Source organism: Allorhizobium pseudoryzae (assembly GCF_011046245.1).
Classification (GTDB): Bacteria; Pseudomonadota; Alphaproteobacteria; order Rhizobiales; family Rhizobiaceae; genus Neorhizobium; species Neorhizobium pseudoryzae.
Genome location: NZ_CP049241.1, coordinates 1,715,457 through 1,739,038 on the forward strand (window position 1 = coordinate 1,715,457; position 23,582 = coordinate 1,739,038).

The 23,582-nt window shown below is 62.1% G+C and carries 22 protein-coding genes; 12 read left to right on the top strand and 10 right to left on the bottom strand.

Annotation, left to right across the window (positions count from 1 at the left end; all coding sequences use genetic code 11):
* Nucleotides 1–5 precede the first annotated feature (5 nt).
* The gene (locus tag G6N78_RS08300; protein ID WP_165221508.1) at nt 6–425 is read left to right on the top strand and encodes a DUF4112 domain-containing protein; all 420 of its coding nucleotides are present in this window, start codon (nt 6–8) and stop codon (nt 423–425) included.
* Here G6N78_RS08300 and G6N78_RS08305 read toward each other — a convergent pair whose 3' ends face one another.
* From G6N78_RS08305 to G6N78_RS08320, 4 genes are all read right to left on the bottom strand, one after another.
* Nucleotides 426–1,436: an acyltransferase family protein gene (locus G6N78_RS08305; protein ID WP_165221511.1), complete on the bottom strand. Its 1,011-nt coding sequence runs from the start codon at nt 1,434–1,436 to the stop codon at nt 426–428.
* 32 nt (nt 1,437–1,468) lie between these two features.
* A complete protein-coding gene (locus G6N78_RS08310) occupies nt 1,469–2,743 on the bottom strand; it encodes an O-antigen ligase family protein (protein WP_165217343.1) in 1,275 nt (424 codons plus the stop codon).
* A 4-nt stretch (nt 2,744–2,747) separates the two neighbouring features.
* The gene (locus G6N78_RS08315) at nt 2,748–4,025 is read right to left on the bottom strand and encodes a polysaccharide biosynthesis/export family protein (RefSeq protein WP_165217345.1); all 1,278 of its coding nucleotides are present in this window, start codon (nt 4,023–4,025) and stop codon (nt 2,748–2,750) included.
* Nucleotides 4,026–4,099: 74 nt separating this feature from the next.
* On the bottom strand, nt 4,100–4,780 hold the full coding sequence (locus G6N78_RS08320; RefSeq protein WP_165217347.1) for a sugar transferase: 681 nt from the start codon (nt 4,778–4,780) through the stop codon (nt 4,100–4,102).
* Nucleotides 4,781–5,453: 673 nt separating this feature from the next.
* On the opposite strand from G6N78_RS08320, the gene G6N78_RS08325 reads away from it, so the two are divergent.
* The 9 genes from G6N78_RS08325 to G6N78_RS08365 all read left to right on the top strand — a co-directional run bounded on the left by G6N78_RS08325 (nt 5,454) and on the right by G6N78_RS08365 (nt 15,711).
* Nucleotides 5,454–5,735, top strand: a complete 282-nt coding sequence (locus G6N78_RS08325; RefSeq protein ID WP_165217349.1) for an exopolysaccharide production repressor protein — start codon at nt 5,454–5,456, stop codon at nt 5,733–5,735.
* 85 nt (nt 5,736–5,820) lie between these two features.
* On the top strand, nt 5,821–6,834 hold the full coding sequence (locus tag G6N78_RS08330; RefSeq protein ID WP_165217351.1) for a glycosyltransferase family 2 protein: 1,014 nt from the start codon (nt 5,821–5,823) through the stop codon (nt 6,832–6,834).
* A gap of 393 nt (nt 6,835–7,227) precedes the next feature.
* Nucleotides 7,228–8,379, top strand: a complete 1,152-nt coding sequence (locus tag G6N78_RS08335) for an acyltransferase family protein (protein ID WP_234905912.1) — start codon at nt 7,228–7,230, stop codon at nt 8,377–8,379.
* Nucleotides 8,372–9,160, top strand: coding sequence for an endo-1,3-1,4-beta-glycanase ExoK (gene exoK, locus G6N78_RS08340; RefSeq protein WP_165217353.1), 789 nt, complete (start codon nt 8,372–8,374; stop codon nt 9,158–9,160). The genes G6N78_RS08335 and exoK overlap by 8 nt, the downstream gene beginning before the upstream one ends.
* 66 nt (nt 9,161–9,226) lie before the next feature.
* The gene (locus G6N78_RS08345; protein WP_234905913.1) at nt 9,227–10,426 is read left to right on the top strand and encodes a glycosyltransferase; all 1,200 of its coding nucleotides are present in this window, start codon (nt 9,227–9,229) and stop codon (nt 10,424–10,426) included.
* Between the two features lie 3 nt (nt 10,427–10,429).
* Nucleotides 10,430–11,428, top strand: coding sequence for a glycosyltransferase family 2 protein (locus tag G6N78_RS08350; protein WP_165217355.1), 999 nt, complete (start codon nt 10,430–10,432; stop codon nt 11,426–11,428).
* Nucleotides 11,425–12,360, top strand: coding sequence for a glycosyltransferase family A protein (locus tag G6N78_RS08355; RefSeq protein ID WP_165217357.1), 936 nt, complete (start codon nt 11,425–11,427; stop codon nt 12,358–12,360). The genes G6N78_RS08350 and G6N78_RS08355 overlap by 4 nt, the downstream gene beginning before the upstream one ends.
* Nucleotides 12,357–13,322, top strand: a complete 966-nt coding sequence (locus tag G6N78_RS08360) for a glycosyltransferase family 2 protein (RefSeq protein WP_234905914.1) — start codon at nt 12,357–12,359, stop codon at nt 13,320–13,322. The genes G6N78_RS08355 and G6N78_RS08360 overlap by 4 nt, the downstream gene beginning before the upstream one ends.
* 49 nt (nt 13,323–13,371) lie before the next feature.
* The gene (locus G6N78_RS08365; RefSeq protein ID WP_165217359.1) at nt 13,372–15,711 is read left to right on the top strand and encodes a Wzz/FepE/Etk N-terminal domain-containing protein; all 2,340 of its coding nucleotides are present in this window, start codon (nt 13,372–13,374) and stop codon (nt 15,709–15,711) included.
* 6 nt (nt 15,712–15,717) lie between these two features.
* On the opposite strand, the gene G6N78_RS08370 is transcribed toward G6N78_RS08365, so the two are convergent.
* From G6N78_RS08370 to cyoA, 6 genes are all read right to left on the bottom strand, one after another.
* Nucleotides 15,718–15,894, bottom strand: a complete 177-nt coding sequence (locus G6N78_RS08370; protein WP_165217361.1) for a hypothetical protein — start codon at nt 15,892–15,894, stop codon at nt 15,718–15,720.
* A 66-nt stretch (nt 15,895–15,960) separates the two neighbouring features.
* Nucleotides 15,961–16,698 (bottom strand): SURF1 family protein, encoded by a 738-nt coding sequence (locus tag G6N78_RS08375; protein WP_165217363.1) that lies wholly within the window; start codon nt 16,696–16,698, stop codon nt 15,961–15,963.
* Between the two features lie 57 nt (nt 16,699–16,755).
* The gene (gene cyoD, locus G6N78_RS08380) at nt 16,756–17,163 is read right to left on the bottom strand and encodes a cytochrome o ubiquinol oxidase subunit IV (protein WP_165217365.1); all 408 of its coding nucleotides are present in this window, start codon (nt 17,161–17,163) and stop codon (nt 16,756–16,758) included.
* Complete coding sequence (cyoC, locus tag G6N78_RS08385) at nt 17,160–17,780, bottom strand: cytochrome o ubiquinol oxidase subunit III (protein WP_165217367.1); 621 nt, start codon at nt 17,778–17,780, stop codon at nt 17,160–17,162. Before cyoC ends, cyoD begins: the two co-directional genes overlap by 4 nt.
* Before the next feature lie 4 nt (nt 17,781–17,784).
* Nucleotides 17,785–19,791: a cytochrome o ubiquinol oxidase subunit I gene (gene cyoB, locus G6N78_RS08390; RefSeq protein ID WP_165217369.1), complete on the bottom strand. Its 2,007-nt coding sequence runs from the start codon at nt 19,789–19,791 to the stop codon at nt 17,785–17,787.
* 29 nt (nt 19,792–19,820) lie between these two features.
* Complete coding sequence (gene cyoA / locus G6N78_RS08395; protein WP_165217371.1) at nt 19,821–20,951, bottom strand: ubiquinol oxidase subunit II; 1,131 nt, start codon at nt 20,949–20,951, stop codon at nt 19,821–19,823.
* A gap of 338 nt (nt 20,952–21,289) precedes the next feature.
* Between cyoA and G6N78_RS08400 the strand changes: the two genes are divergently transcribed.
* Both G6N78_RS08400 and G6N78_RS08405 read left to right on the top strand, forming a co-directional pair.
* Nucleotides 21,290–22,636, top strand: a complete 1,347-nt coding sequence (locus G6N78_RS08400) for an MFS transporter (RefSeq protein ID WP_165217373.1) — start codon at nt 21,290–21,292, stop codon at nt 22,634–22,636.
* A 129-nt stretch (nt 22,637–22,765) separates the two neighbouring features.
* A complete protein-coding gene (locus G6N78_RS08405; protein ID WP_165217375.1) occupies nt 22,766–23,506 on the top strand; it encodes a hypothetical protein in 741 nt (246 codons plus the stop codon).
* The last annotated feature ends 76 nt before the right edge of the window (nt 23,507–23,582 follow it).

Here is a 23,582-nt window from a genome sequence, read left to right on the forward strand (position 1 = left end):
GAATGATGACGGTGGCGGCACAGGACGGATTTCAGGGGCGGATCAACCCAAAGAGCACGCTGGATGCCGCGGCCATGCGGCGTCTGGCGACGCTTGCCCGCGTGGCGCGGCTGATGGATACGGCGCTGCGCATTCCAGGCACCCGCATTCGTTTCGGAGCAGATTCGATTATGGGGCTCTTGCCGGGCATCGGCGATGCGGCGGGCGCCCTGGTGGGCCTTGCTGTTCTCAACGAGGCGCGCAAGCTGGGGCTCCCCGGCAACAAGCAGATGCAGATGCTCGGCAATCTCGCAACCGATGCCGTTTTCGGCAGCGTCCCGGTGCTTGGTGATCTGTTCGACGTGTATTTCAAGTCGCACCGCCGCAATATCCAGATCATCCTCGACCATTTCGAGCTGACGCATGAGGATCTGAACGGGCGCTGATCACTTTGCCGTTTGCCGGTGCGGCAGACGAAAGCTCAGCCGGCCATGCTTGAGCAGATGCTGGAACGGGCGCTCGATCGCCTCATAGGCGAAAACACCTAGCACACTGCCCGCGATGCCGGCGGTCCAGGCAAGAAGCCAGCCGCCCAGTCCGGCCAGAGCGCCGAATTTCACCACCACCGAAATCGCCAGCGTATGCCAGAGATAGATGGAGAAGGAGGCGTCTCCGAGATAGCTGAGCAGCGGCAGGTTGGGCAGTGTCTGCTCCCGTTCGAGCGACAGGATGCCGATGACAGCGATAAGCGCCAGTGGACCGCAGATCCAGGTGCCGAAGGGAAGGTTCAGGATGAAGATCGTCGCAAAGCCGAGCGTTGCCGCGACCATCAGTCCAAACCCCGTTTCCGCACCGGGGATCCTGCCCCGCATCCAGAGGCGGCCGAGGCAGACGCCGGCGAGAAATTCCAGGATCAGCGGTGCACCATAAAAGTTCAGCCACAGGGGCGGGGCGGGCATGAGCCCTGCCACCAGCACCAGGCCGATGAAGGTGAGGGCGAGCAGCGGCAACCGGACACGCTGCGGAAAGAGCAGGGTTGCCGCGAAGCTTCCATAAAAGAACATTTCGTAGTTCAGCGTCCAGCCCTGCACCAGGACCGGCCACAATGCGCCGCTATTGGGGGAGGGCACCGGCAGAAAGAGGTAGGAGCCCAGCACGTGCAGGGGATCCAGCACGAGGTTGGGGAAGAAGCCTGCGGCGGCACCAAAAATCATCACCGATGTGACGATCCAGTAGACCGGTGCGATGCGCAGGAAGCGGTCCTTGAGAAAAGCGCCGGCGGTTTGCGGTCGTCGATGGCTGATGACCGCCATGATGAAGCCGCTGATGACGAAGAAGACATCGACGCCCGCTGCACCGATGGCAAAGTTCACGCCGCTGCGCTCGGCCGCATGAAACAGAACGACGGCGAGTGCCGCGACGGCTCTCAGATACTGGATGCCCTGCAGGGTCTGCATCTTCGGCTGCGCATGCGGGTTCGGTTGTGGGGTCATCCGGCTGCCCCGGCGCTCATCGGGTGGATCCGGACCGGGCGCAGCATGGGCCGCGACCCCACCCTTTGCCGGAGTGTCAGGGTGCCGGCGGTGATATAGAAGAGGAAGGAGCCGACGTGATACGGATGCATGACGTCGATCTCGACAAAGGAGCGCACCAGAAGCAGCGAGATCACCGCAAACATCACCAGGGCATCCGGGTTTCTCCGGTGGTGCAAAAGATGCTTCAGGTGGCCGATGAAGCTTGCGAGCAGGATGGCGCATAAGAGCACGGTGCCAACCGCCCCGGTCTCGACCATGGTCTCGATATAGGTGTTGTGGAAGTGGAAGCCGCCGCGGCTGTCGATGTAGAATTCCTCCCACAACCGTTCCGCCTCGGGAAAACCGCGGACCCAGTAGCCCTGGTAACCGACACCGAACACCGGAGACTGGCGGGCGGCTTCGATGCCCTGCTGCCAGAGGTAGGTTCGGCCGGTCAGGGTGGAATCCTTGCCGAAGACACCGAGCACCGCGTCCGCAGCCCCCATGCCCAGCGCGAGCGTGACGCCGATCACGCCGATCACCAGGCCGGAGGCAAACAAAAGCTTGCGCATAGGGGGTGTGAAGCGGCCGAGTAGTTGCAGGCCGACGACGACCATCAGGATGGCGAGCGTGGTGATGACGGAGGTTGCCGATTGCGAGGCGAACAGGCTGTAGGCCGAGAGAAGCACGGTTGCCGCCGCAACCGGCAGCCAGCGCAGGCTGCTGCGGATGACGGCCACGCCCGCATAGGCAAAAATCAGTCCCAGCGACGCATAAAAACCAAGCTGGTTCTTTGAGGCAAAGGCGCCGACGAAGCTGTAGGTGCCGTCCAGCGGGTCGAAATGGTAACTGCCGAACAACAGCGAATAGGTGAGCACGATGGCGCAGCCGAGGGTCGCGCCGCGGGTGAGCGTGGCGATGCTGATGGTGCGCAGCGCAATCACCGCGCAGACCAGATGCGACAGATACTGGATGGCGGTGCGCAGCGAGATGGACGGCGCCGGCGACCAGAAGACCGAGATGAAACAGAAAACCGCAAAGGCGAACATCCACAGGTAACGCAGCGGATTGCCCAGAACCTGTCGGTAGTCCAAGAGCACGAGCGGCAGCCAGACCCCGTAATAGGCCAGGATCGAGATCTGGCCGAAGCGTGCCGAGTAGGCGAAGACGAAAAACGACAGGGCGACCGCCAAAGCGCCATAGACACCGTTCCGGTCGGGATCGATGAAGGTGGATGTGGCGATCCGCATGGGGTTACTGCACCAGCATTTCGGAGCGGGCACGTACGACATCGCCAGGCTGAAGGCGGGTTGCCTCGTCGGCTGCGATTTCCTTCGGGCCGTCTGCCGTCTCGCGGATGATCGAGTAGCGGATCGAGACCGCCCGGCCTGCCGGATCAAAGCGCAGCGCTTCCGCCGACTTGGTCAGCGCCTCGGCCATCAGCTGGCGGTTCGTTCCGATCTGCAGGGTGAGCTTTTCCAGTTCCGCCTCGGTATCCTGCATGTCCTTGGCGCGCTGGGCCTCCCAGTCGTTCTTCAGGTTGATCTCGTCCTGATCCGCCTGGCTGATCTGCTGTTTGGCCCTGAGAATATTCGTGTCGATGTCGAGAAGCGTGGATTGCACTTCGGCGGTCCGCTCCTCGATCGACAGAAGTCTTGAGCTCAGCGCCAGCCCCTGTTCGTTCAGCCGGCTGATCTTGTCGCGGTCCTGCTCGGCGATTTCCAGCTGGCGCTCTTGCGTCTTGCTCTTCTCCTCCAGCGAAGCCACCTCTTTCTGCAAGAGCGCCTTCAGATCGGCGAGCGCCTTCAGCTGCAGCTCGTAGCGATCCCGCCGCTGTTTCATCAGGGCGGTTTCGCTGCGGATCAGGTCGCTCGCATTAGCAACCTTCTCCAACTCCTTCGGCATCGCGATGTCGCTCGCACCGTTCAGTTCCGCTTCTAGTCGCGCGTGCCGGGCAATGAGGCGGGCGCGCTGGCTATCATAGACGGACAGATCGCCCTGGGCGTTGATGAAGTCCCGTTCGAAGCGCTGCCCGCTTTCCGAACGCCTGAGCCCGCCGGCGATGCTGACGGCTTTCAGCACCGTCATGTTGGGCATGAACGGATATTCGCCCGGTGTCTGAACGTCGCCCGCCAGGAAGACCGGCCGGAACTGGGCGATTTCTACGGAGGCCGAGGGCGGATCGCGCAGGGCGAACTGCTGCTGCAGCGCCGCGCCGATCTCGCCGGCGACCGCATCCGGCGACTTGCCGGAGACGCTGATGCTGCCGACAAAGGGAAGCGAGAGATTGCCGTCTGCGCCGACGCTGTAATCGCCGCTCAGCGCGTCCCAGCTGCGGAACACGCCTTCGGCCGGAACCCACTGGGCAACGCGCACCCGCAGTTTGTCCATCGGTCCGAGCTGGTAGGCCATCTCGGCGGCCTGTGAGGCTGGTCCGGTGAAAACAGGCGCCGCGCCGAGGAGGGCTGCGGAAACAAGCGCTGAACGAACGCAGCGCCGAAGATGCGGGAACAAGGGCGAGAATGCGGGCATGGACGCTCCGTCGAAGGACCCCGCGCCTTGCGGCAGCGGGGCGGGTTGCAAGGGCACGTCTTCGAAATGCGGGATCAGTAGCTGCCGCGCGACATGCAGACGGCCGGGATCGTCTTCACGATGATCGCCATGTCCTGCATGAGCGACCAGTTCTGGACGTAGTGCGTGTCGAACGCGATGCGGCTTTCATAAGAGACGTCGTTGCGGCCGCTGATCTGCCAGAGACCGGTGAGGCCGGGCCGGGTGCGCAGGTAATAGACGGCGAAGCTGTCGTAGAGGGTCAGTTCCTCGTCGACGACCGGACGGGGGCCGACAATGCTCATGTCGCCGCGCAGGATGTTGATGAGCTGCGGCAGTTCGTCGAGGCTCAGCTTGCGCAGCACCGCGCCAACGGCCGTGACGCGCGGGTCATCCTTCAGCTTGCGGGTCTGCCGCCATTCCTCGGCAGCCTCCGGGTTGGCATGCAGGTGGCGGCGCAGAACCTCGTCGCCGTTGACGACCATGGTGCGGAACTTCAGGCATTTGAAGTAGCGGCCGTTATGGCCGACACGCTTGTGTCCATAAAAAATCGATCCTCCGTCCGTGAACTTGACGAGCGTCATGATCATCAGAAAGAGGGGAAGGAACATCACCAGCGCCATCATGGCGATGGTGATGTCAAAGGCCCGTTTTGCAACGCCGCCTGTGGGAAAGGCGAGATGCATCTCATGCGTCGGGCTAAGCGGCGTGTCTGCCGATCGTGTCGCGGACTTCATAGAGAGAAACTCCATTGCTGCGAGTGGTCGGTGCCTCGAAGGGCGTTCATGGCCCTCTTTGATGCAATCATAATTGGGCGATTCCGAATTCTGGCCAGTGATTTTTTGTTTGCGGTCGTCTTCGCCGGTGTCCGATCGGTTGAGCGGGGGTGTCATCCACCTGTCACGGATCGCTGAAGAGGGACGGCGATACATGGCCGGGGGAGCACATTGCTTGTATTTTGTGAAAATCACTCACATTCGGCGGAGGCGCCGAATATTCAGGCTAGTTTAGAACATGCGCAATATTGCGGAGCGCCGTTTGGCTTTTGCTGAACCCGGGTGTCATTTGCAGGCTTTCAACTGTGGGAGACGGTTTTTTGTGCAGTGCAATGTTTACGCTGCATCGCAATCAAGCGTCGGGGACAGCCGGAAACTTTGTAATAAATTTTGATCGAAAAGCGGGGCTCGGCGCGAGGGCTGACCGGTCGTCCTACAGCTCGCGCGGCGTGATTGTGGCGGGAAGGAGGCGAATATCTCCAGGTGTGTCCGCTTTCTTACCAAATATTTACTCGGCTGCCGGAGGCTTTGTGCTAAAGGATGATCACGTTCAGGCAGACGTGAAAGGTCTTGCTGTTGCACCGTGATGGGCAACCGGCAAAGATGGGTCAGGCGGACGTTCTGGAGGATCGCAATGTATGGACCGCGCGCGCTGATCAGCATGCTGGCCGTTCTGATGGTCTTCGCCGGTGTGACTTTTGTCCTGAACGGTTCCATCGCGACCACGCTCTGGCAGACGGTTTTTTGCGCGATCATCATCCAGGTCGGGTATTTCATCGGCGTCCTCGTTCTGGTGCGTAAGGAAAGCCGCCGCCGACGGGCAGATCCCTCCGCCCAGGCGGCCAGGCGGGAGGCGCGGCAGACGGGCGAGATGGCGGGCGAGGCGCCGCCGCGGCTGAAGGCCAGGGACCGCTGAGCGCTTTGCTCACGGCATCGACCGGCCCTTCCATATCCTCGACATGTTTCTAGTTTCCCTTCGTATCGTCTGAACGGAGGCTCCTATGCGCGAAGAAAAGTCGCCCGAGGTCTGTGTCGTGATCGCTGCCAAGGATGCAGCCGATACCATTGGACGTGCCATCCAATCGGCGCTCCGGGAGCCGGAGGTGGCGGAAGTCGTGGTCGTCGACGACGGATCGTCAGATACGACATCCGACGTGGCAAAGGCACTGGACGATGGCAGCGGTCGCCTCATCGTCGTGCGCTTTGAGCAGAACCAGGGGCCTTCGGCTGCGCGCAACCGTGCCATGGCCGTGTCGCGTGCGCCGCTGATTGCGGTGCTCGATGCCGACGACTTCTTTTTTCCCAGGCGTTTTGCGGCGATGATCCGCGAAACGGGCTGGGACATGATCGCCGACAATATCGGCTTCATCCACCATGATCCGACCGAGGCGATCAAGCCCGACCGCTTCCACGCGCGCACCCGCAGCCTCTCCATCCATGATTTCGTCGATGGCAATATCTCGAGACGCGGCCGGCAGCGCGGCGAGATCGGTTTCCTGAAACCGGTCATGCGGCGCACCTTCCTGGAGGCGCACGCCTTGCGGTACGACGAGGCGCTGCGGCTGGGCGAGGATTACGATCTCTATCTGAGGGCGCTCGTCTGCGGCGCACGCTACAAGGTGATCGATCATTGCGGTTACGCGGCGGTTGTGCGCTCCAATTCGCTGAGCGGTCGCCATCGAACCGAGGATCTGCGCCGGCTTTTCGAAGCGGAACGGCAGATCCGTCTCTCCAACCCAGAACTTTCGCCGGCGGATCAAACGGTCATCCGGCGCCACGAACGGCACATCAAGGCTCGGCATGACCTGCGCCTGGCCCTCGACGTCAAGGCTGCGGGTGGATTGACGGGCGTGGCGAGGCACCTGCTTCAGCATCCGGATGCCGTGCCGGCGGTCGTTGCCGGTGTCATGTCCGACAAGCTGGAGGCTCGACGTGCGGGAGGCCAGAGCGAGCCGCCGGTGCCCGCCGGAAAACTGCGCTACCTGCTGCCCGGCGTGCCGGTCGCGCAGAAATAGCGGGTTCTCTTCGCCATTCCCGCGGCCGGTTCGCCGTGTTTCCGCCACAGTTCGGGGAAGGTGAGGCAGGGATTTGCGAAAAGCCGGTTCTTTCTCCTTAATCCGCGCTCTTCCCCTCTTGGGATGGCCCGCTCTTACACAGAATGGGATCGGAACCGGATAAAGGCCTGGTTTCCTTGCCTCCGCTTCTGTGTGCGCGTCGGCCCGCCTTCACATTCACGCGAGCGTATTCCGAGCAGGAATCGCATTTTTGTGGTCTGTCGCTTGAGAAATTGCTGCAGCGCCACATTTTGCCCGAAAGGGACCCGCATCCTTGGCCTTTGAGGGGGCCAAAGGCCGCTCTGGTCGAAATGGTCGTTTTGGGAGGAACGGCCTCAACTAGGGGTGACTGATGTGACCGTGGATCAGAACATATCCTCCCGTATCAACCTGATGCGCATGCTGCTGATTGCCGGCATCGTCTTCGTGCATATTCCCTATAATCGCGAGGTCAGTCCGTTCCAGCACGACCACGGCCTGTTCGACTGGCTGCGCGTGTTTCTCGGCGAAAGCCTGTTTCGCGTCGGCGTTCCCTGCCTCAGCGCCATTTCGGGCTATCTTCTCTTCCAGCGGGGGATCGAGCGTTTCGAATATTCCCGTGTGATCCGCTCGAAGGGCCGCACGGTGCTCCTGCCGTTTCTGCTCTGGAATCTCGGACTTCTCGCCCTCGTCTTCGTGGTGCAGAAAATGGGCGCCGGCATTGGCTACTTCCCCCGTCTCAACCACGCCACGCTGCCGCTTCTGATGGATCAGGCGCTGGCAATCGATGGATTTCCCGTCAACCTGCCGCTCTATTTCCTGCGCGATCTGCTCATCTGCATTCTGATTGCGCCGGTGCTGGCGCTGCTCGTGCGCCGGCTTCCCGCCATCACGCTCGGCGTTCTGTTCGCCTTTGCCGTCTTCCCGGAGCTTGATGCCGGCATCGTTCTCAAAAACTCCATTCTCTTCAGCTTCACCTTCGGCATCTTCCTTGCCCTTTATCGGGTGGATCTGAAGCGTTTCGATGACTGGGCGCTGCCGCTTGGCGCTCTCGTTACGCTCTCTGCCGCACTTCTGGCGCAGGGGCTTTACCTGACAGGGCCGGATTACCCGGATGTGCTGCTGATGCTGCGCAACATGCTCTCCATCTTCGGTGCCGGTGGCCTGTGGTTTCTGTCTGCCGCACTCATCCGCACGCCGGTCGGCCTCAGCCTGTCACGCACCGGAAGCCTCAGCTTCTGGACCTTCTGCGCGCATTATCCGCTGTTGATCGGCCTCTGGATGGTCTGGAACCGGTTTGCCGATCCGGACCTCTATCCGGTCTTCTATACGCTCGCCGTCCTCGTCACCTTTGCGGCCATCATTGTCAGCCATCGCCTGGCCCGGCACTGGGCGCCGGGCATCTATGGCGTGCTGACTGGACATCGCGTCCGGGCAAAACCCGGTCCCGGCTCTCCTGCCTTCGGTCCGCCAGAACTCAGCCTTCCAGCGTCCGCAACCCGGAACAAGAGGTCAACCAATGCCTGAATTTTCGCGCCTCCGTCGCCTCGGTCTTCCCGTGCTTCTCGCGGCCTGCGTGGTGACCGCACAACCCGTCCTGGCGCAGGAAGGGACCGGCGGATCCTTCGTCGAGACCTTCGACAAGCTCGACAAGACATTCTGGTATGTCTCCGACGGCTGGGCCAATGGCGCCCACCAGAACTGCACCTGGTCGAAAAACCAGGTTCAGGTGGAAGGCGGCGTGCTGACGCTGGGCTTCCAGGCGCAGCAGACGGCCGATCGCGCCTATGTCTGCGGCGAGATCCAGACACGCCAGCGTTACGGTTACGGCGCCTACGAGATCCGCATGAAGGCCGGCAGCGGATCGGGCACCAATTCCGCCTTCTTCACCTATATCGGCCCGACCGACAAGAAGCCGCATGACGAGATCGATTTCGAGGTGCTGGGCAAGAACACCAACCAGGTGCAGTTGAACCAGTATATTTCCGGCAAGGGCGGCAACGAAAAGCTGGTGCCCGTCGAAGGGGGGGCCGACACGGCGTTCCATGACTACGCCTTCATCTGGGAAAAGGATCGACTGCGCTATTTCATCGATGGCCGGCTGGTGCATGAGGTGACGGATCCGTCGAAGATCCCCCCCAATCCGCAGAAGATCTTTGCGAGTCTCTGGGCTTCCGACACCTCCAAGCAATGGCTCGGCAGCTTTTCCTATGCCGGCCCAATCACCATGCAGGTGGATCGCATTGCGTTTACCGCGCTTGGGCAAACCTGCCGCTTCCCGGACTCGATTGTCTGCACGCTGGACTGAGGCGCCGGCGCGCCTTTGCCATTCTCAGAATGCCCATGACGGGCTGAAACGAAGGAGCTGGACGACGTGACGATCAACGTTCTCTACCTCGCCCATGATCTTTCCGATCCGGCCATCCGCCGGCGCGTGGTCATGCTGAAGGCCGGTGGTGCTGCGGTCTCCGTTGCCGGCTTCCTGCGCGACGCCAACCGGTTGGCCGACGAGAAGGACGTGCCGGTGAGGGTGCTGGGGCACACGGCGGATGGCCGTTTTGCCCAGCGCATCGCAGCCGTGGTTAAGGCGCGGGCAGGGCTTGCCCGGCATCTGTCCGGACTTCGCCGGCCGGATGTGATCATTGCCCGCAATCTGGAAACGCTGGCGCTCGCAAAGGGTGCCCGTGCCCAGTTTGGCGGTTCGGTCCCGGTCGTCTACGAGTGCCTCGATATCCATCGGCTGCTGCTCGATGATGGTCTCAAGGGACGGCTGCTGCGGGCAGCGGAAGGGCAGTTTGGCCGCAGTGCCAGTCTTCTCGCCACCAGTTCGCCGGCCTTCGTCGAACACTACTTCAAGCCGCGTTCGAACCTGCGGCTGCCGGTGATGCTGCTGGAAAACAAGGTTCTCGATCTGGAGGCCCATCCCGGTCTCTGGCCGCCCATTGCCCGGCCGCCGCGCAAGGGCGAGCCCTGGCGGATCGGCTGGTTCGGTGCCATTCGCTGCCGCAAGAGTTTTGCCATTCTCTCCGAATTCGCGGCGGCCATGGACGGGCAGGTCGAAATCGTCATCCGCGGTCGCGTCTCGCCGAAGGAGTTTCCGGATTTCGAACGGCAGGTGGCGCAGGCCCCGCACGTCTCCTTCCATGGCACCTATCGAAACCCGGAGGATCTGTCGCGGATCTATGGCGAGGTGCAGTTCGTCTGGGCGATCGATTTCTTCGAGGAAGGGCTGAACTCCGAATGGCTGCTGCCCAACCGCCTTTACGAAGGCGCGCTGCATGGAGCGGTGCCGATCGCGCTCTCTTCCACCGAAACCGGCCGGTTTCTGGCGCTGCGTCAGCTCGGTCTGTTGCTGTCGCATGCGGATGTGGCCGAGCTCGTCCGGCGTTTCGAGGCGCTGGCCGCCGAAGATTACCTCAGCCTCTTCGCAACCCTTGCCGATACCGACCGCTCAATCTGGGCCGTCGGGCGTGCGGAATGCCAGGCGCTTGTCCGCCAGTTGGCGGCGCTTGGTTCGACTGCCCCGGCCGAGGCCGGTTTCATCATCCCGTCCCCCTTGCAATCGGAAGGTTAGAGTATGTCGTCGCCGATCTTGCCCGAGATGAAAGTGCTGGTGGTCATTCCCTGCCTCAACGAGGCGCGCCACATCAAACCCCTGCTGCTGAGCCTGGCGGAAAGCCGCGGCAATCATGACATGCTCATCGTCGTTGCCGATGGCGGCAGCACGGATGGTACGCCGGAGATAGTCGCGACGCTCGCTGCCGAGATCCCCGGGCTTGCACTCCTCGACAATCCGCAGCGCATCCAGAGTGCGGCGATCAATCGGGCGGTCGAGCGCTTTGGTGACGATCGTGATGTTTTGATCCGCATCGATGCGCATGGTGATTATCCCGTCGATTATTGCCAGGTCCTGATGCTGGAGGCTGTCGATACAGGCGCGGATTCCGTCGTCGTCGGCATGAAGACTGTGGGCGTCGGCGCCTTCCAGCGGGGGACTGCTGCGGCGCAGAATTCCAAGCTCGGCAATGGTGGATCCAAGCATCGCGACGGCGCGGAGGGGCAGTGGATCGACCATGGGCACCATGCGCTGATGCGGATCGCGGCGTTTCGCGCCGTCGGCGGTTATGACGAGACGTTCAGTCATAACGAGGATGCGGAACTCGATTTTCGCTTGCGCCAGGCCGGCTATCGCATCTGGATGACGGTTAAAACCTTCATGACCTATTATCCGCGCTCCAGCCCTGGTTCGCTGTTCCGGCAGTATCTGGGCTATGGCCGCGGCCGGGCGCGCAATCTGCTCAAGCACCACGCGGTGCCGAAACTGCGCCAGGCTTTGCCGCTGATGGTGATGCCGGCGATCGTCGGCGCGCTTCTTGCGGCGATCCATTGGGTGGCCGCCGTTCCCGTCGTCGCCTGGGCGTTCCTCTGCCTTGCCTATGGCGTGTGGATGGCCGTGCGGGAACGCAACCCGGAAGGCGTTCTCGCAGCGATGGCCGCCATGATCATGCATGCGGCCTGGTCCACCGGCTTCTGGCTGGAACTGATCGCACGCCGGAAGGGGAGGGCTGCGGCATGACGCGGGAACACGCACTCTCCCATCTTTATGTCGATATCGGCATCTGCACCTTCCGTCGGCCGGAGCTGGAGGCGACGCTCCTCTCCCTGTTTCAGCTCGTTGTACCGGCCGGCGTGCGCCTTCGCCTGATCGTCGCCGACAACGATGCCACGCCGAGTGCCTTCGAGCTCTTCGAGCGCCTGCGTCCGCAATCGCCCTTCGAGATGTCCTACCTGCATTGCCCGCGTTCCAACATCTCGATTGCCCGCAATGCCTGCCTCAACGCCAGCGACGGCGATTATCTCGCCTTTATCGATGACGATGAGACCGCATCGCCGGAATGGCTGGCGGAACTCTTGGCCACCGCCGAGGCGACAACGGCCGATGCCGTGCTGGGCCCCGTTCGCGCGATCTATGCCGAGGATGCGCCGGCCTGGATGCGCAACGGCGATTTCCATTCCACGCGGCCGGTCTGGGTCGGATCGAGCATCAGGACCGGCTATACCTGCAATACGCTTCTCGACATGCGCTCGCCGCAGGTGCGCGGGCGCCGGTTTGCTTTGACGCTTGGCCAGAGCGGCGGCGAGGACACGAACTTCTTCACCCACGTCACCGATTCCGGCGGGCATATCGCCTTTGCCGAACGCGCCTGGCTGAGCGAACCGGTGCCCGCCCATCGCGCCCGGTTCGGCTGGCTGATGAAGCGGCGCTTCCGCTCCGGCCAGACCCACGGCCGTATTCTGGCGGCACGACACGGAGTAGCCGGCCGGGGTCGCCAATTCGCCATTGCCGCGTCGAAAGCCGCATATTGTGGTCTCGCCGCCCTGTTTTCCCTTCTGTCACCGGAAGCGCGCAACCGGCACCTGCTGCGCGGCGCACTGCATGTGGGCGCCATGACAGGCATTATCGGTGTGCGGGAAATTCGCCAATACGGTTCGGTGGAGGTCGCATGAACGAAAGCCTTATGCCGGACGTCTCCTTCGTCATCGCCGCCTATAACGCCCGCGACACCATCGGCCTTGCCATCGAAAGCGCGCTCGCACAGGTCGGTGTTGCGGTCGAAGTGGTGGTGGCGGATGATTGCTCCACCGACGGCACCGCCGAGCTTGTCCGTTACTTCGGCGATCCGCGGGTGAGGCTCGTCGAACGCAGCCAGAACGGCGGGCCCGGTGCCGCCCGCAACGACGCGATTGCCGCGGCGCGGGGGCGATGGATCGCCGTGCTCGATTCCGATGATGAAGTTTTGCCCGAACGGTCGGCCATGATGATCGCCGCGGCAGGGCGGCTGTCTGCCGATATCGTGGTGGATAACATCATGGTGCTGCGGGCGGGCTGTCGCCGTGCTGCGATGTTCCCGGAGGCTCTCCTGCAGCGGCTTTCGTCGCTGTCGCTGGAGGAGTTCATCCGCTCCAACGTCCTGTTCCGTTCCACCTTCAATTTCGGCTACATGAAGCCGATGTTCGAGCGGGCCCTGATCGAGCGGCATGCGCTGCGCTTCGATGAAAGCCTGCGGATCGGCGAGGATTACATCTTCCTGGCGTCGGCACTGGCCTGTGGTGGGACCTGCGCCATTGAGCCGCAGGCGGGTTATCTCTATCACGTCCGCGACGGGTCGATTTCCCGGGTGCTGCGGCGCGAGCATGTGACGGCCATGATGGAAGCGGACCGTCGTTTCGTGCGCGATTTTCCGTTGCAGGGCGGGGCCGCGACGGCGCAAGCCTTACGGTACCGGAGCCTGAAGGAGGCGCTCGCCTTCATCGATCTGGTCGAGGCGATCAAGCGCCGTGCCTGGCGCGAATGCCTGCATCTCACCGTCTCCCAACCCTCCGTGCTCCGACATTTGAAGATGCCCGTGGAGGCACGTTTGCGCCGCTGGTTCGGCCCGGTGCTCAAACTCGACAAGGCCTCCCCGTGAACGGCGTCCCCCTGAATTTTGGCCTCCCAAGGCTCGAAAGGATCTGAGAATGGACCACATCAACCTTCGCTCAACGTCGTTTTCGACCGCAGGCCAGGATTCGGACGCCTTTATTGATCTGGATCGGCTGTATTCCGCCGTCGTGCGGCGTGCGAGGCTGGTGATCATCAGTGTCGTCATCGCCATGATTCTGGCAGGCGCCTATCTGGTCATGACGCCGCCGGCGTTCACCTCGATGACGCAGATCCTGATCGACGAAAGCCTGTCGCGGTATGCGGAAGACGAGGAAAGCAACCAGTCGGCGCAGTTGATCGACAACCAGTTGTCGAGCGCCGTCGAACTGATGAAATCGAAGACGCTGGCGCTGCGGGTCGTGGACGAGATGAACCTTGCGGACAACGAAGTCTTCCTCGATCCGCCGAAATCGCCGGTGGCGCTGGCCAAGGATGCGGTCAAAAGCGTCGTTGCGCTTGTCTCGCCGGCCGATCCGCCGGCTTCGGAAACGGCTGCACGCAATGGGCGGCGGGAAAAGGCGGCCGCGATCCTGCAGCAATCCCTGACCGCCGACCGTGTGGCGAGAAGCTCGGTCATTGCGCTCACCGTCTCCTCGCCGGAGCCGCTCTTGTCGGCGCGGCTGGCGCGCGCCTATGCGGAAGCCTATGTGAGCGAGCAGCTGAACGCCAATTTCCAGGCCACCGAAAAGGCCTCGGTCTGGCTGCAGGAACGCCTGACGGATCTGAACGCCCGCTCGCAGGAGGCAGCCCTTGCGGTCGAAAAGTTCAAGACCGACAACGGCCTGATCTCGCCGCGCGGCGAGCTTTTATCCTCGCAGCAGCTGGCGGACCTGACCAGCCAGCTGATTGTTGCCCAGTCGGAAAGCGCGACCGCCGCGGCGCGGTACCATCAGTATCAGGCGATTGTGGATCAGGGCCCGGAAGCCGCCGTCAACAACGCGATCATCTCCGCCGGGGACGCGGACAATTCGGTCATCCAGGATCTGCGCAAGCGGTATCAGTCGGTGGTCGAGCGGCAGCGGTCGGTGCTGGAGCAGTATGGTCCCGAGCACCGGCAGGCACAGCTTTTGCAGACGGAACGCCAGGAGATCGAACGCCAGATCTTCAGCGAGTTGCAGCAGCTGACCACCGGTTTCCGCAACGAATATGATGTAGCCCGGTCCCGCGAGGAATCGCTGCGCAAGAGCATTGACCAGGTGGCGGGCCGCAATTCGGCGGCCAATGTGTCGCTGGTCCAGTTGCGGGAACTGGAGCAGAAGGCGGCTTCCCTGAAGACGCTCTATCAGTCCTTCCTCGACCGGTTCGAGCAGGCCTCGCAACGGCAGTCCTTCCCGATCGCGAAGGCCCGTGTGATCTCGCAGGCCGGCGTGCCGATCGCGCCGTCGAGCCCGAAGAAGACGCTGACCATGGCGCTCTCCGTCGTGCTCGGCCTTCTCGCCGGCGGTGGCATTGCCACGGTTCTCGAGCTGAAAGAGCGGGGTTTTCGCATCGGGCAGGACGTCAAGACCCATCTCGGCCTGCGTTTCATTGGCTATTTGGCGCTCATCAAGCGGGCATCCTCTGCCGGCAAGGAGGACAAGCGGGCCGAGACCCTGCCGGAACCCTATGCAGGTGACGGATCGGAGCCACCGAAGGATGAATTCATCCGGAAGCTGACCCGCGTTGCAGTGGATTATCCGCGCTCCGGTTTTGCAGAGACGCTGCGCAATGCCAAGCTTGCTTGCGACCAGGCCAGCCCGAACCGCGCCTGCCGCGTGATCGGGATCGTTTCGGCACTGCCGGGGGAGGGCAAATCGATCGTCGCCGCCAATCTTGCTGTGCTGCTCGGGGCCATGAACAAACGCACGCTTCTGATCGATGCCGATTCCTACAACCGCGTCTCAAGCGGCATCCTGGGCGCCGAGCCGATGAATGGACTGATGGAAGTGCTGCGCGGCGAAGCGCCCTGGACGAGCGCGATCACCGTCGATCCCAAGGCGCGTCTGGCAATCCTGCCGATCGCCTCGCGCGACAAGGCTTTTCCGCATACGAGCGACATCCTCGCCTCCGCCGATATGGGACGTCTCATGGAGACGGTGAACGGCCGCTTCGACTATGTGGTGGTGGATCTCGCGCCGCTGGTGCCGGCGATCGACGCGAAAGCTTTCGCGCCGCATGTCGACAGCTACCTGATGGTGGTCGAATGGGGCGAGACGCCGGTGAAGCTGGTGCGAAGCGTGCTCGACCAGGAGCCGACGATTGCGGCAAAGACCGTAGGTGTCGTGCTCAACAAGACGGATATGGACGAACTTCCGAAATATGCCGAACCCGGCGCGCCTGAACGTTTCCGCAAGCAGACCGGGGCCTACCGGACGGAGGAGCCGCGGGCGGTCTGACCTCTGTCATTGGGTGGAGGCTATCGACCCGAAGATGACGATGAACAGATAGAGGCTGAAGGCGCCAACCGCGAATATAATGAAGAAGGTGACGAGGCCTCGCCCGGCCCGCTGTTTCTTGCGGCGCTCGGGTGCGGTGTCTTCCGGGCTCGCGATCGGGTCGTTCTTCGGGTCCTTGATCATGCGCAGATACCTTTCTTTGTCAGGAAGGATAACCGGTGGCGGTCAAGGCGGTTCCCTTTCCGGACCTCAGGATGCGTCCATCGGCCGGCGGCGGAGGAGATAGACGCTGGCGCCAATCGACATGGCGGCGAGCGAATACCAGGTGATCGCGTAGACAAGATGGCTGTTGCGGAACTGAATGACCGTCAGACCGCCGACCGGAAAATCGCCCGCGTTCGATGTGCGATCCGCGTCGATGAAATAGGGTGCGACCCTCGCCAGTCCCTCGGCCGTGGCGATGGCTTCGACGTCGCGGGAATACCAGCGGTTGCCTGCCGGATCGTTTGAGCGGAGAAAACCGCCGCCCGGTTCGGTCATGCGCAGCAGGCCGGTGACGGTCACCTCGCCTTCGGGGTCACTGCCGGGCCGGCTTGCCGGGTCACGCCGGTCTGCCGGAACGAAGCCGCGGTTGATGAGGATGGTGCCCCGATCCCCCGTCTGCAGCGGCGTTACCACCCAAAAGCCAGGACCGCGTTCGGTAACGGCCTGAACGAAGACGGTCTTGTCATGCAGGGCCGTGCCCTTCGCCGTAACGTGGCGGTATTCGGCGGTGTCCGTCGAAACGGTGGGCCATTCCGCCGGGGCAGGGGCGGGAACGGCGGCGGCATGCACCCTTGCATCAACACGGGCGATCAGGTCCAGTTTCCAGAACAGACGCTGCACCTGCCACGTGCCGAGCCCGATGAAAACGAGCGCGAGGCCCGCCATCACAAGGGCAAAGGCGGTGTGTCGCTTTGCGGGTGGATGGCGGGCCTCGGTGTTCATATCGACATGTCCTGGAAGAGGATGGCCCGTGAGGATCAAGGGCCATCCTTGCTGCCGTCAGGGCAGGTTCTTCATCATTTCCGGGTTCATCGGCATCATATTGGTGTTCAGGTGATGCATGACCCAGAGCGAACCGGCAAGCGCAATCGCCACGATGATGATCGTGAAGATCAGCGCCAGCATGGTCCAGCCGCCCTCCGACTTGGTGTTCATGTGGAGGAAGTAGATCATGTGCACGACGATCTGCACCGCGCCGAGACCCATGACGATGGCAACCGCCAGCGCCTTGCTCTCGATCACGTTGCCCATCACCAGCCAGAAGGGAATGGCGGTGAGGATGACCGACAGGATAAAGCCGGTCATGTAGCTGTTGAACGTGCCGTGTGCGGCTTCGTGGCCATGGCTGTGGCCGTGATGGGTGTTGTGGGCGCTTTCATGCGCCGGAGCATGGGGTTCCGAGCTCATCCGATCACTCCAATCAGATAGACGAGGGAGAAGACGCCGATCCAGACCACGTCCAGGAAGTGCCAGAACATGGACAGGCACATCAGGCGGCGGCGGTTGGCTTCGATGAGGCCGTGCTTCGACACCTGGACCATCAGCGTCACCAGCCAGATGCAGCCGAAGGTGACGTGCAGACCGTGCGTGCCGACGAGCGTGAAGAAGGCCGACAGGAAGGCCGACCGCTGCGGGGTCGCACCTTCATGGATCAGGTGGCGGAACTCGTAGAGTTCGATGCCAAGGAAGGCCAAACCGAAGACGCCGGTGATGGCGAGCCACTTCAGCGTGCCGGCCTTGTCGCCCTTTTCCATCCTCAGCATGGCAAAGCCATAGGTGATGGAGGAGAAGAGCAGCATCGCCGTGTTGATGGCCACCAGGTTCAGGTCGAACAGGTCGGCCGGTGAGGGGCCGGCCGCGTAGTTGCGGCCGAGCACGGCGTAGGTTGCGAAGAGGACTGCGAACATCAGGCAGTCGCTCATCAGGTAGATCCAGAAGCCCAGCATGGTGCTGTTTTCCGGATGGTGTTCTTCCGTCAGGTAGAACGTCGGCTTGTCAGCCGAGACGGCGTGGGGTGCACTCATTGTATCAAGCCTGTTCCGCGAGTTGCTTCGTCCGGGCGTTTTCGGTCGCAATGACGGTCTCAACCGGGATGTAGTAGTCGCGTTTGTAGTTGAAGGTGTGTGCGATGGAGACCACGATCATGCCGAGGAACGACAGGGCGGCCAGCCACCACATGTACCAGATCAGACCGAAGGCGAGTGCGACGCTGAGAGCCGAAAGGATGACCCCGGTGCCGGTGTTCTTCGGCATGTGGATCGGCTTGAAGCCTTCCAGCGGACGCACGTAACCGCGCTTCTTCATGTCGTACCAGCTGTCATGATCGTGAACGACGGGCGTGAAGGCGAAGTTGTACTCCGGCGGCGGCGAGGACGTCGCCCATTCCAGTGTGCGGCCATCCCACGGATCGCCCGTCAGGTCGCGCAGCTGGTCGCGCTTCAGGAAGCTCACCACCAGCTGGATGACGAAGGAGGCGATGCCAAGTGCGATCAGGAAGGCACCGAAGGCGGCAATCACGAACCAGATCTGCAGCGACGGATCGTCGAAGTGGTTGATGCGGCGGGTGACGCCCATCAGGCCGAGCACGTAGAGCGGCATGAAGGCAAAGTAGAAGCCGATCAGCCAGAACCAGAAGGACATCTTGCCCCAGAACGGATCGAGCTTGAAACCGAAGGCCTTCGGGAACCAGAAGTTGATGCCGGCGAGAAGGCCGAAGACGACGCCGCCGATGATCACGTTATGGAAGTGGGCGATCAGGAACAGCGAGTTGTGCAGCACGAAGTCGGCCGGCGGAACGGCGAGCATGACGCCGGTCATGCCACCGATGACGAAGGTCACCATGAAGCCGATCGTCCAGTACATCGGCACTTCGTAGCGGATGCGGCCACGATACATCGTGAACAGCCAGTTGAAGATCTTCGCCCCCGTCGGGATCGAGATGATCATCGTCGTGATGCCGAAGAAGGCGTTGACGCTGGCGCCGGAGCCCATGGTGAAGAAGTGGTGCAGCCAGACGAGGTAGGAGAGGATGGTGATGACGACGGTCGCGTAGACCATCGAGGCATAACCGAACAGGCGCTTGCCGGAATAGGTCGAGACCACTTCCGAGAAGATGCCGAAGGCCGGCAGGATCAGGATGTAGACTTCCGGGTGACCCCAGATCCAGATGAGGTTGACGTACATCATCGGGTTGCCGCCGAGATCGTTGGTGAAGAAGTTCGTGCCAACGTAGCGGTCAAGGGTGAGGAGAACGAGGGTTGCCGTCAGGATCGGGAAGGAAGCGACGATCAGGACGTTGGTGCAGAGCGAGGTCCAGGTGAAGATCGGCATCTTCATCATGGTCATGCCCGGCGCGCGCATCTTGACGATGGTCGCGATCAGGTTGATGCCCGACAGCGTCGTGCCGACACCGGCGACCTGCAGGCCCCAGATGTAGTAATCAACGCCGACGCCCGGCGAATAGTCAGCGCCGGAGAGCGGCGGATAGGCCAGCCAGCCGGTGCGGGCGAATTCGCCGACGAAGAGCGACATCATGATCACCACGGCGCCCGCCGTCGTCATCCAGAACGAAAAGTTGTTCAGGAAGGGGAAGGAGACGTCGCGCGCGCCGATCTGCAGCGGCACAACGTAGTTCATGATCCCGGTCACCAAAGGCATGGCGAAGAAGAAGATCATGATCACGCCATGGGCGGTGAAGATCTGGTCGTAGTGGTGCGGCGGCAGGTAGCCTTCGTTCGCGCCGAAGGCGATCGCCTGCTGGGTACGCATCATGACCGCGTCGGCAAAGCCGCGCAGCAGCATGACGAGCGACAGAACGACATACATGATGCCGATCTTCTTGTGGTCGACGCTGGTGAACCACTCGTTCCAGAGATAGCCCCACAGGCGGAAGTAGGTGAGAGCACCAATCACGGCCACGCCACCGAAGGCAACGGCCAGGAAGGTTACCAGGACAATCGGTTCATGCGTAAACGCCAGCGAATCCCATGACAACCGACCGAAGATGAATTCCATCAGGTTACTGTTCGTAAACATCTCAGTTTCCAGTTCGTCTCAAGCCGCGCTTACGGCTTCGGATTTGTGTTCAGCTGAGCCGGGGCGGTGCCCTGACCCTCTCCGGCCTCAGAACCGGCCGCTGCGGGATTGTTGACCCCTTCGGCTTCGGTGCCCTCCTTGGCGCCATGACCCGTCGCGGGATGGGTGGCGCCGGGAGCTGCTTCCACGGACCAGCGGGTGTCGTATTCCAGCCGCTGACGGTTCTCGTGGCTATCGACGCCGGCTCCGCCCATCATGTCGATGTGCATCATTTCGTCCTGGCACATCTGGCCCGGCTGGACGCACATGTTCAGGATCGCGTTGTAGAGGCCGTTTTCGACATTGGCGTAATAGGTGACCGGCACGCGGGTGCTCGGCCGTTCCAGCTTCAGGAAGGTGTCGCGGTTCAGCATGGTGCCATTCGCCTTCACCTGGGCCACCCAGGCATTGAAGCCGTCATTGTTCATGCCATGGAACTTGAACTTCATGCCGGAGAAGCCGTCGCCGCTGTAGTTCGCGGAGAAGCCGTCATAGACGCCTTCCTTGTTCATGACCGCGTGCAGCTTCGTCTGCATGCCCGGCATGGCATAGATCTGGCCAGCCAGAGCCGGAATGTAGAAGGAATTCATCACGGTCGTGCCGGTGATCTTGAACTCGATCGGGGTGTCGATCGGTGCGGCGATCTCGTTGACGGTCGCAATGCCCTGTTCCGGGTAGAGAAACAGCCATTTCCAGTCGAGCGCCACCACTTCGATGGTGATCGGCTTGGTTTCGGCCGTGACCGGGCGATTGGCATCAATGCGGTCCAGCGGACGATACGGATCGAGCTTGTGGGTGCTGATCCAGGTCACGGCGCCGAGTGCGATGATGATCGCAAGGGGAGCGGACCAGATCACCACTTCCAGCCGCGTGGAATGATGCCATTCGGGATCATACTTCGCGGTGGTGTTCGAGCGCCGGTAATGCCAGGCGAAATAGAGCGTCAGGCACATGACGGGCACGATGATCAGCAGCATCAGCACCACCGAAATGATGATGAGATCGCGCTGTTGCATGGCAATGTCGCCCGACGGCGACATCACGACGAGATCACAGCCCGACAGGGCTAAGGGTAGAGCGAGGGCACTAAGCCGGCGAATGAGTTTCATCAACCGTGGCATCTTTCAGTTCGAAATTTGCGTTTTGTCTACTTGCGACTAAAGCAGGAAGTCCACGCTCCCTATGAGGTCTTTCGTCGCAGTGCAAAACATTTTCGTGCATTGCAGCAGGAACCCACAGGCCTGCCGGCCGTTCTTACGAGTCGCGCGCTGAATAATCGGCTAACGGCTCTTCAAGTCGAACGTCTGGGCGGCTGATTTTCCAGCACACACCGGCGACCATACCGGAAATGGGGCGAAATCTTGGCTCGTCCAGCATTTCGGACTTGATAACAGCCAAATATGCATCATCCTCTCCTTTGGGGAGGCGACTATTCGCCGCAAAGGAGGAGTGCATACATATGTCCATAGCTGGAACCCCTACGTCTTCCGAGTTCGAGCGCGATGCCCGTGCCATGCACGACGACAAACCCCTGTCGCCGGGTAGCATCGCCATCGGCGTCATCATCGGACGCATGTCCGAGTTCTTCGATTTCTTCGTCTACGGTCTCGCATCCGTGCTCGTGTTCCCCCGGCTCGTCTTTTCGTTCGCCGGAGATCCGGTGACGGCGACGCTGATGTCGTTTGCGGTCTTTTCGCTGGCATTCCTGGCCAGACCGGTCGGATCGCTGGTCTTCATGTGGATCGACCGCACCTATGGCCGCGGCACGAAACTGACCGTTGCGCTGTTCATTCTGGGCGGTTCGACAGCGTCGCTCGCGTTTCTGCCGAGCTATGAGTCGATCGGTGTCTGGGCCGTGATCATGCTGGCCGTCCTGCGGCTGGGCCAGGGTTTTGCGCTGGGCGGTGCCTGGGACGGCATGGCCTCGCTTCTCGCGATGAATGCGCCCGAGGGCCAGCGCGGCTGGTATGCCATGATGCCGCAGCTCGGCGCGCCCTTCGGTTTTGCGCTGGCAAGCGCGCTCTTCGGTTACTTCTACGTTAACCTGTCCACCGAGGATTTCCTGACCTGGGGCTGGCGCTATCCGTTCTTCGTGGCCTTCGCCATCAACGTCGTGGCGCTCTTTGCGCGCCTGCGCATCGTTGGCAGCCGCGAATTCGGGGAATTGTTCGAAAGCCACGAACTGCGGGCCCGTCCGGTCCTGGAAACGATTTCCGTGCATGGCCGCGATATTCTGCTCGGCGCCTTCGTGCCGCTGGCAAGCTTTGCCATGTTCCACCTCGTGACGATCTTCCCGCTCAGCTGGGTGACGCTCTATGGTGGCCAGTCTGCCGGCGAGTTCCTGTTCGTGCAGATCCTTGGCGCCATGGTCGGGCTCGGGGCGGTGATCGTCTCCGGCGCGATTGCTGACCGTATCGGCCGCCGCAGCCAGCTGATGATCGGTGCGATCATCATCGCCGTCTTCAGCTTCTCGGCGCCCTTCCTGCTGGAAGCCGGCGGCAAGGGGCAGGATGCCTTCATCATCATCGGGTTTGGTATTCTCGGCCTCTCGTTCGGCCAGGCCTCCGGTGCCGTGTCGTCGCGTTTCGGGCGGGAATACCGATACACGGGCTCGGCGCTCACCTCCGACCTGGCCTGGCTGGTCGGTGCCGGTTTCGCCCCGCTTGTGGCGCTGGGTCTTGCCAGCAATTTCGGCATCATCTTCATCGGCGGCTACCTGATTTCCGGCGCGATCTGTACGCTCGCGGCGCTCACTCTGAGCCGTATCCTGGATACGGCCGAACACCAGGCGCCGGCTGGCCGCTGACGCTTCCGTGAGATAACACTGAAAGCGCCGGGTTCATCCCCCGGCGCTTTTTCATGACCACCCGATGAAGACCGCAAAAACACCATGCCTCGACCCGAGGCGTCTCTGGAGCAAGACGTGAAGACCGACATGACCACGCAGACAACCCTGGCGGATACCCTGGCCAATGCCATTGCCGACATCACGCTCATCGACAAGAACGGGATCCCCCGTCCGACTGTGGAGGAAGGTTACGCGCTCCAGATGGATATCCTGAAGCGCCGCGGCGTCGAACAGCCGGCCGGCTACAAGTTGTCGCTGCGCGACGGTGGCACGCTTTACGCCGCGCCGCTGCTGTTCGTGTCCTCCGAACGGAATTTTCGCTTCGAGGCTGGCATCAAGATCGAGGTGGAGCTGGCTTTCGTTCTGGGCCAGGATCTGCCGCCACGAGACACGCCCTATTCCCGCGACGAGGTTGTCGCGGCCATCGACAGCCTCGCGATCGGTATCGAGCTCGTGCGCAGCCGGTATATCGACGGAGCGGGCGACGCTCTTGGTCTGCTTCTGGCGGATTTCATGAGCAATATCGGTTACGTGGTCGGACCGAAACTGGAGCGTGCGATGCTGGCGGATGGTGCCGAGCTTGGCGTTCTGCGGCTGACGAACGGTGCTTCTGTGCTCTTCGACGGTGCCGCGACGCATGCCGATGGCGATGCCCTCGCAGCCCTTGCCGTCTGCGCCAATCAGGGACTTCCGACGCATGGCGGCGGCTATCTGAAGAAGGGACATGTGGTGACGACCGGCACATTATGCGGTGCTCCCGTCATTCCGGCACCGTCATCCTTCGCCGTCAGCCTTGGCGGATGTGAGGTCACGATCGCCCTTACGTGAGCGGGGCATCGTCTCGAAGCTCGCCGTTTGATCCTGTGGGCCGGCTTTGCCGTTAAGCCGGTTCACCAGCGAACCG

What these genes read in the sequence shown, in the direction of transcription:
- cyoC (WP_165217367.1), bottom strand. Translation starts at nt 17,780, where the DNA reads ATGAGTGCACCCCACGCCGTCTCGGCTGACAAGCCGACGTTCTACCTG.
- G6N78_RS08370 (WP_165217361.1), bottom strand. Translation starts at nt 15,894, where the DNA reads ATGATCAAGGACCCGAAGAACGACCCGATCGCGAGCCCGGAAGACACC.
- cyoA (WP_165217371.1), bottom strand. Translation starts at nt 20,951, where the DNA reads ATGCCACGGTTGATGAAACTCATTCGCCGGCTTAGTGCCCTCGCTCTA.
- G6N78_RS08355 (WP_165217357.1), top strand. Translation starts at nt 11,425, where the DNA reads ATGACGCGGGAACACGCACTCTCCCATCTTTATGTCGATATCGGCATC.
- G6N78_RS08360 (WP_234905914.1), top strand. Translation starts at nt 12,357, where the DNA reads ATGAACGAAAGCCTTATGCCGGACGTCTCCTTCGTCATCGCCGCCTAT.
- G6N78_RS08310 (WP_165217343.1), bottom strand. Translation starts at nt 2,743, where the DNA reads ATGCGGATCGCCACATCCACCTTCATCGATCCCGACCGGAACGGTGTC.
- cyoB (WP_165217369.1), bottom strand. Translation starts at nt 19,791, where the DNA reads ATGTTTACGAACAGTAACCTGATGGAATTCATCTTCGGTCGGTTGTCA.
- G6N78_RS08305 (WP_165221511.1), bottom strand. Translation starts at nt 1,436, where the DNA reads ATGCAGACCCTGCAGGGCATCCAGTATCTGAGAGCCGTCGCGGCACTC.
- exoK (WP_165217353.1), top strand. Translation starts at nt 8,372, where the DNA reads ATGCCTGAATTTTCGCGCCTCCGTCGCCTCGGTCTTCCCGTGCTTCTC.
- G6N78_RS08400 (WP_165217373.1), top strand. Translation starts at nt 21,290, where the DNA reads ATGTCCATAGCTGGAACCCCTACGTCTTCCGAGTTCGAGCGCGATGCC.
- G6N78_RS08325 (WP_165217349.1), top strand. Translation starts at nt 5,454, where the DNA reads ATGTATGGACCGCGCGCGCTGATCAGCATGCTGGCCGTTCTGATGGTC.
- G6N78_RS08365 (WP_165217359.1), top strand. Translation starts at nt 13,372, where the DNA reads ATGGACCACATCAACCTTCGCTCAACGTCGTTTTCGACCGCAGGCCAG.
- G6N78_RS08350 (WP_165217355.1), top strand. Translation starts at nt 10,430, where the DNA reads ATGTCGTCGCCGATCTTGCCCGAGATGAAAGTGCTGGTGGTCATTCCC.
- G6N78_RS08330 (WP_165217351.1), top strand. Translation starts at nt 5,821, where the DNA reads ATGCGCGAAGAAAAGTCGCCCGAGGTCTGTGTCGTGATCGCTGCCAAG.
- G6N78_RS08375 (WP_165217363.1), bottom strand. Translation starts at nt 16,698, where the DNA reads ATGAACACCGAGGCCCGCCATCCACCCGCAAAGCGACACACCGCCTTT.
- G6N78_RS08315 (WP_165217345.1), bottom strand. Translation starts at nt 4,025, where the DNA reads ATGCCCGCATTCTCGCCCTTGTTCCCGCATCTTCGGCGCTGCGTTCGT.
- G6N78_RS08300 (WP_165221508.1), top strand. Translation starts at nt 6, where the DNA reads ATGACGGTGGCGGCACAGGACGGATTTCAGGGGCGGATCAACCCAAAG.
- G6N78_RS08405 (WP_165217375.1), top strand. Translation starts at nt 22,766, where the DNA reads ATGACCACGCAGACAACCCTGGCGGATACCCTGGCCAATGCCATTGCC.
- cyoD (WP_165217365.1), bottom strand. Translation starts at nt 17,163, where the DNA reads ATGAGCTCGGAACCCCATGCTCCGGCGCATGAAAGCGCCCACAACACC.
- G6N78_RS08320 (WP_165217347.1), bottom strand. Translation starts at nt 4,780, where the DNA reads ATGAAGTCCGCGACACGATCGGCAGACACGCCGCTTAGCCCGACGCAT.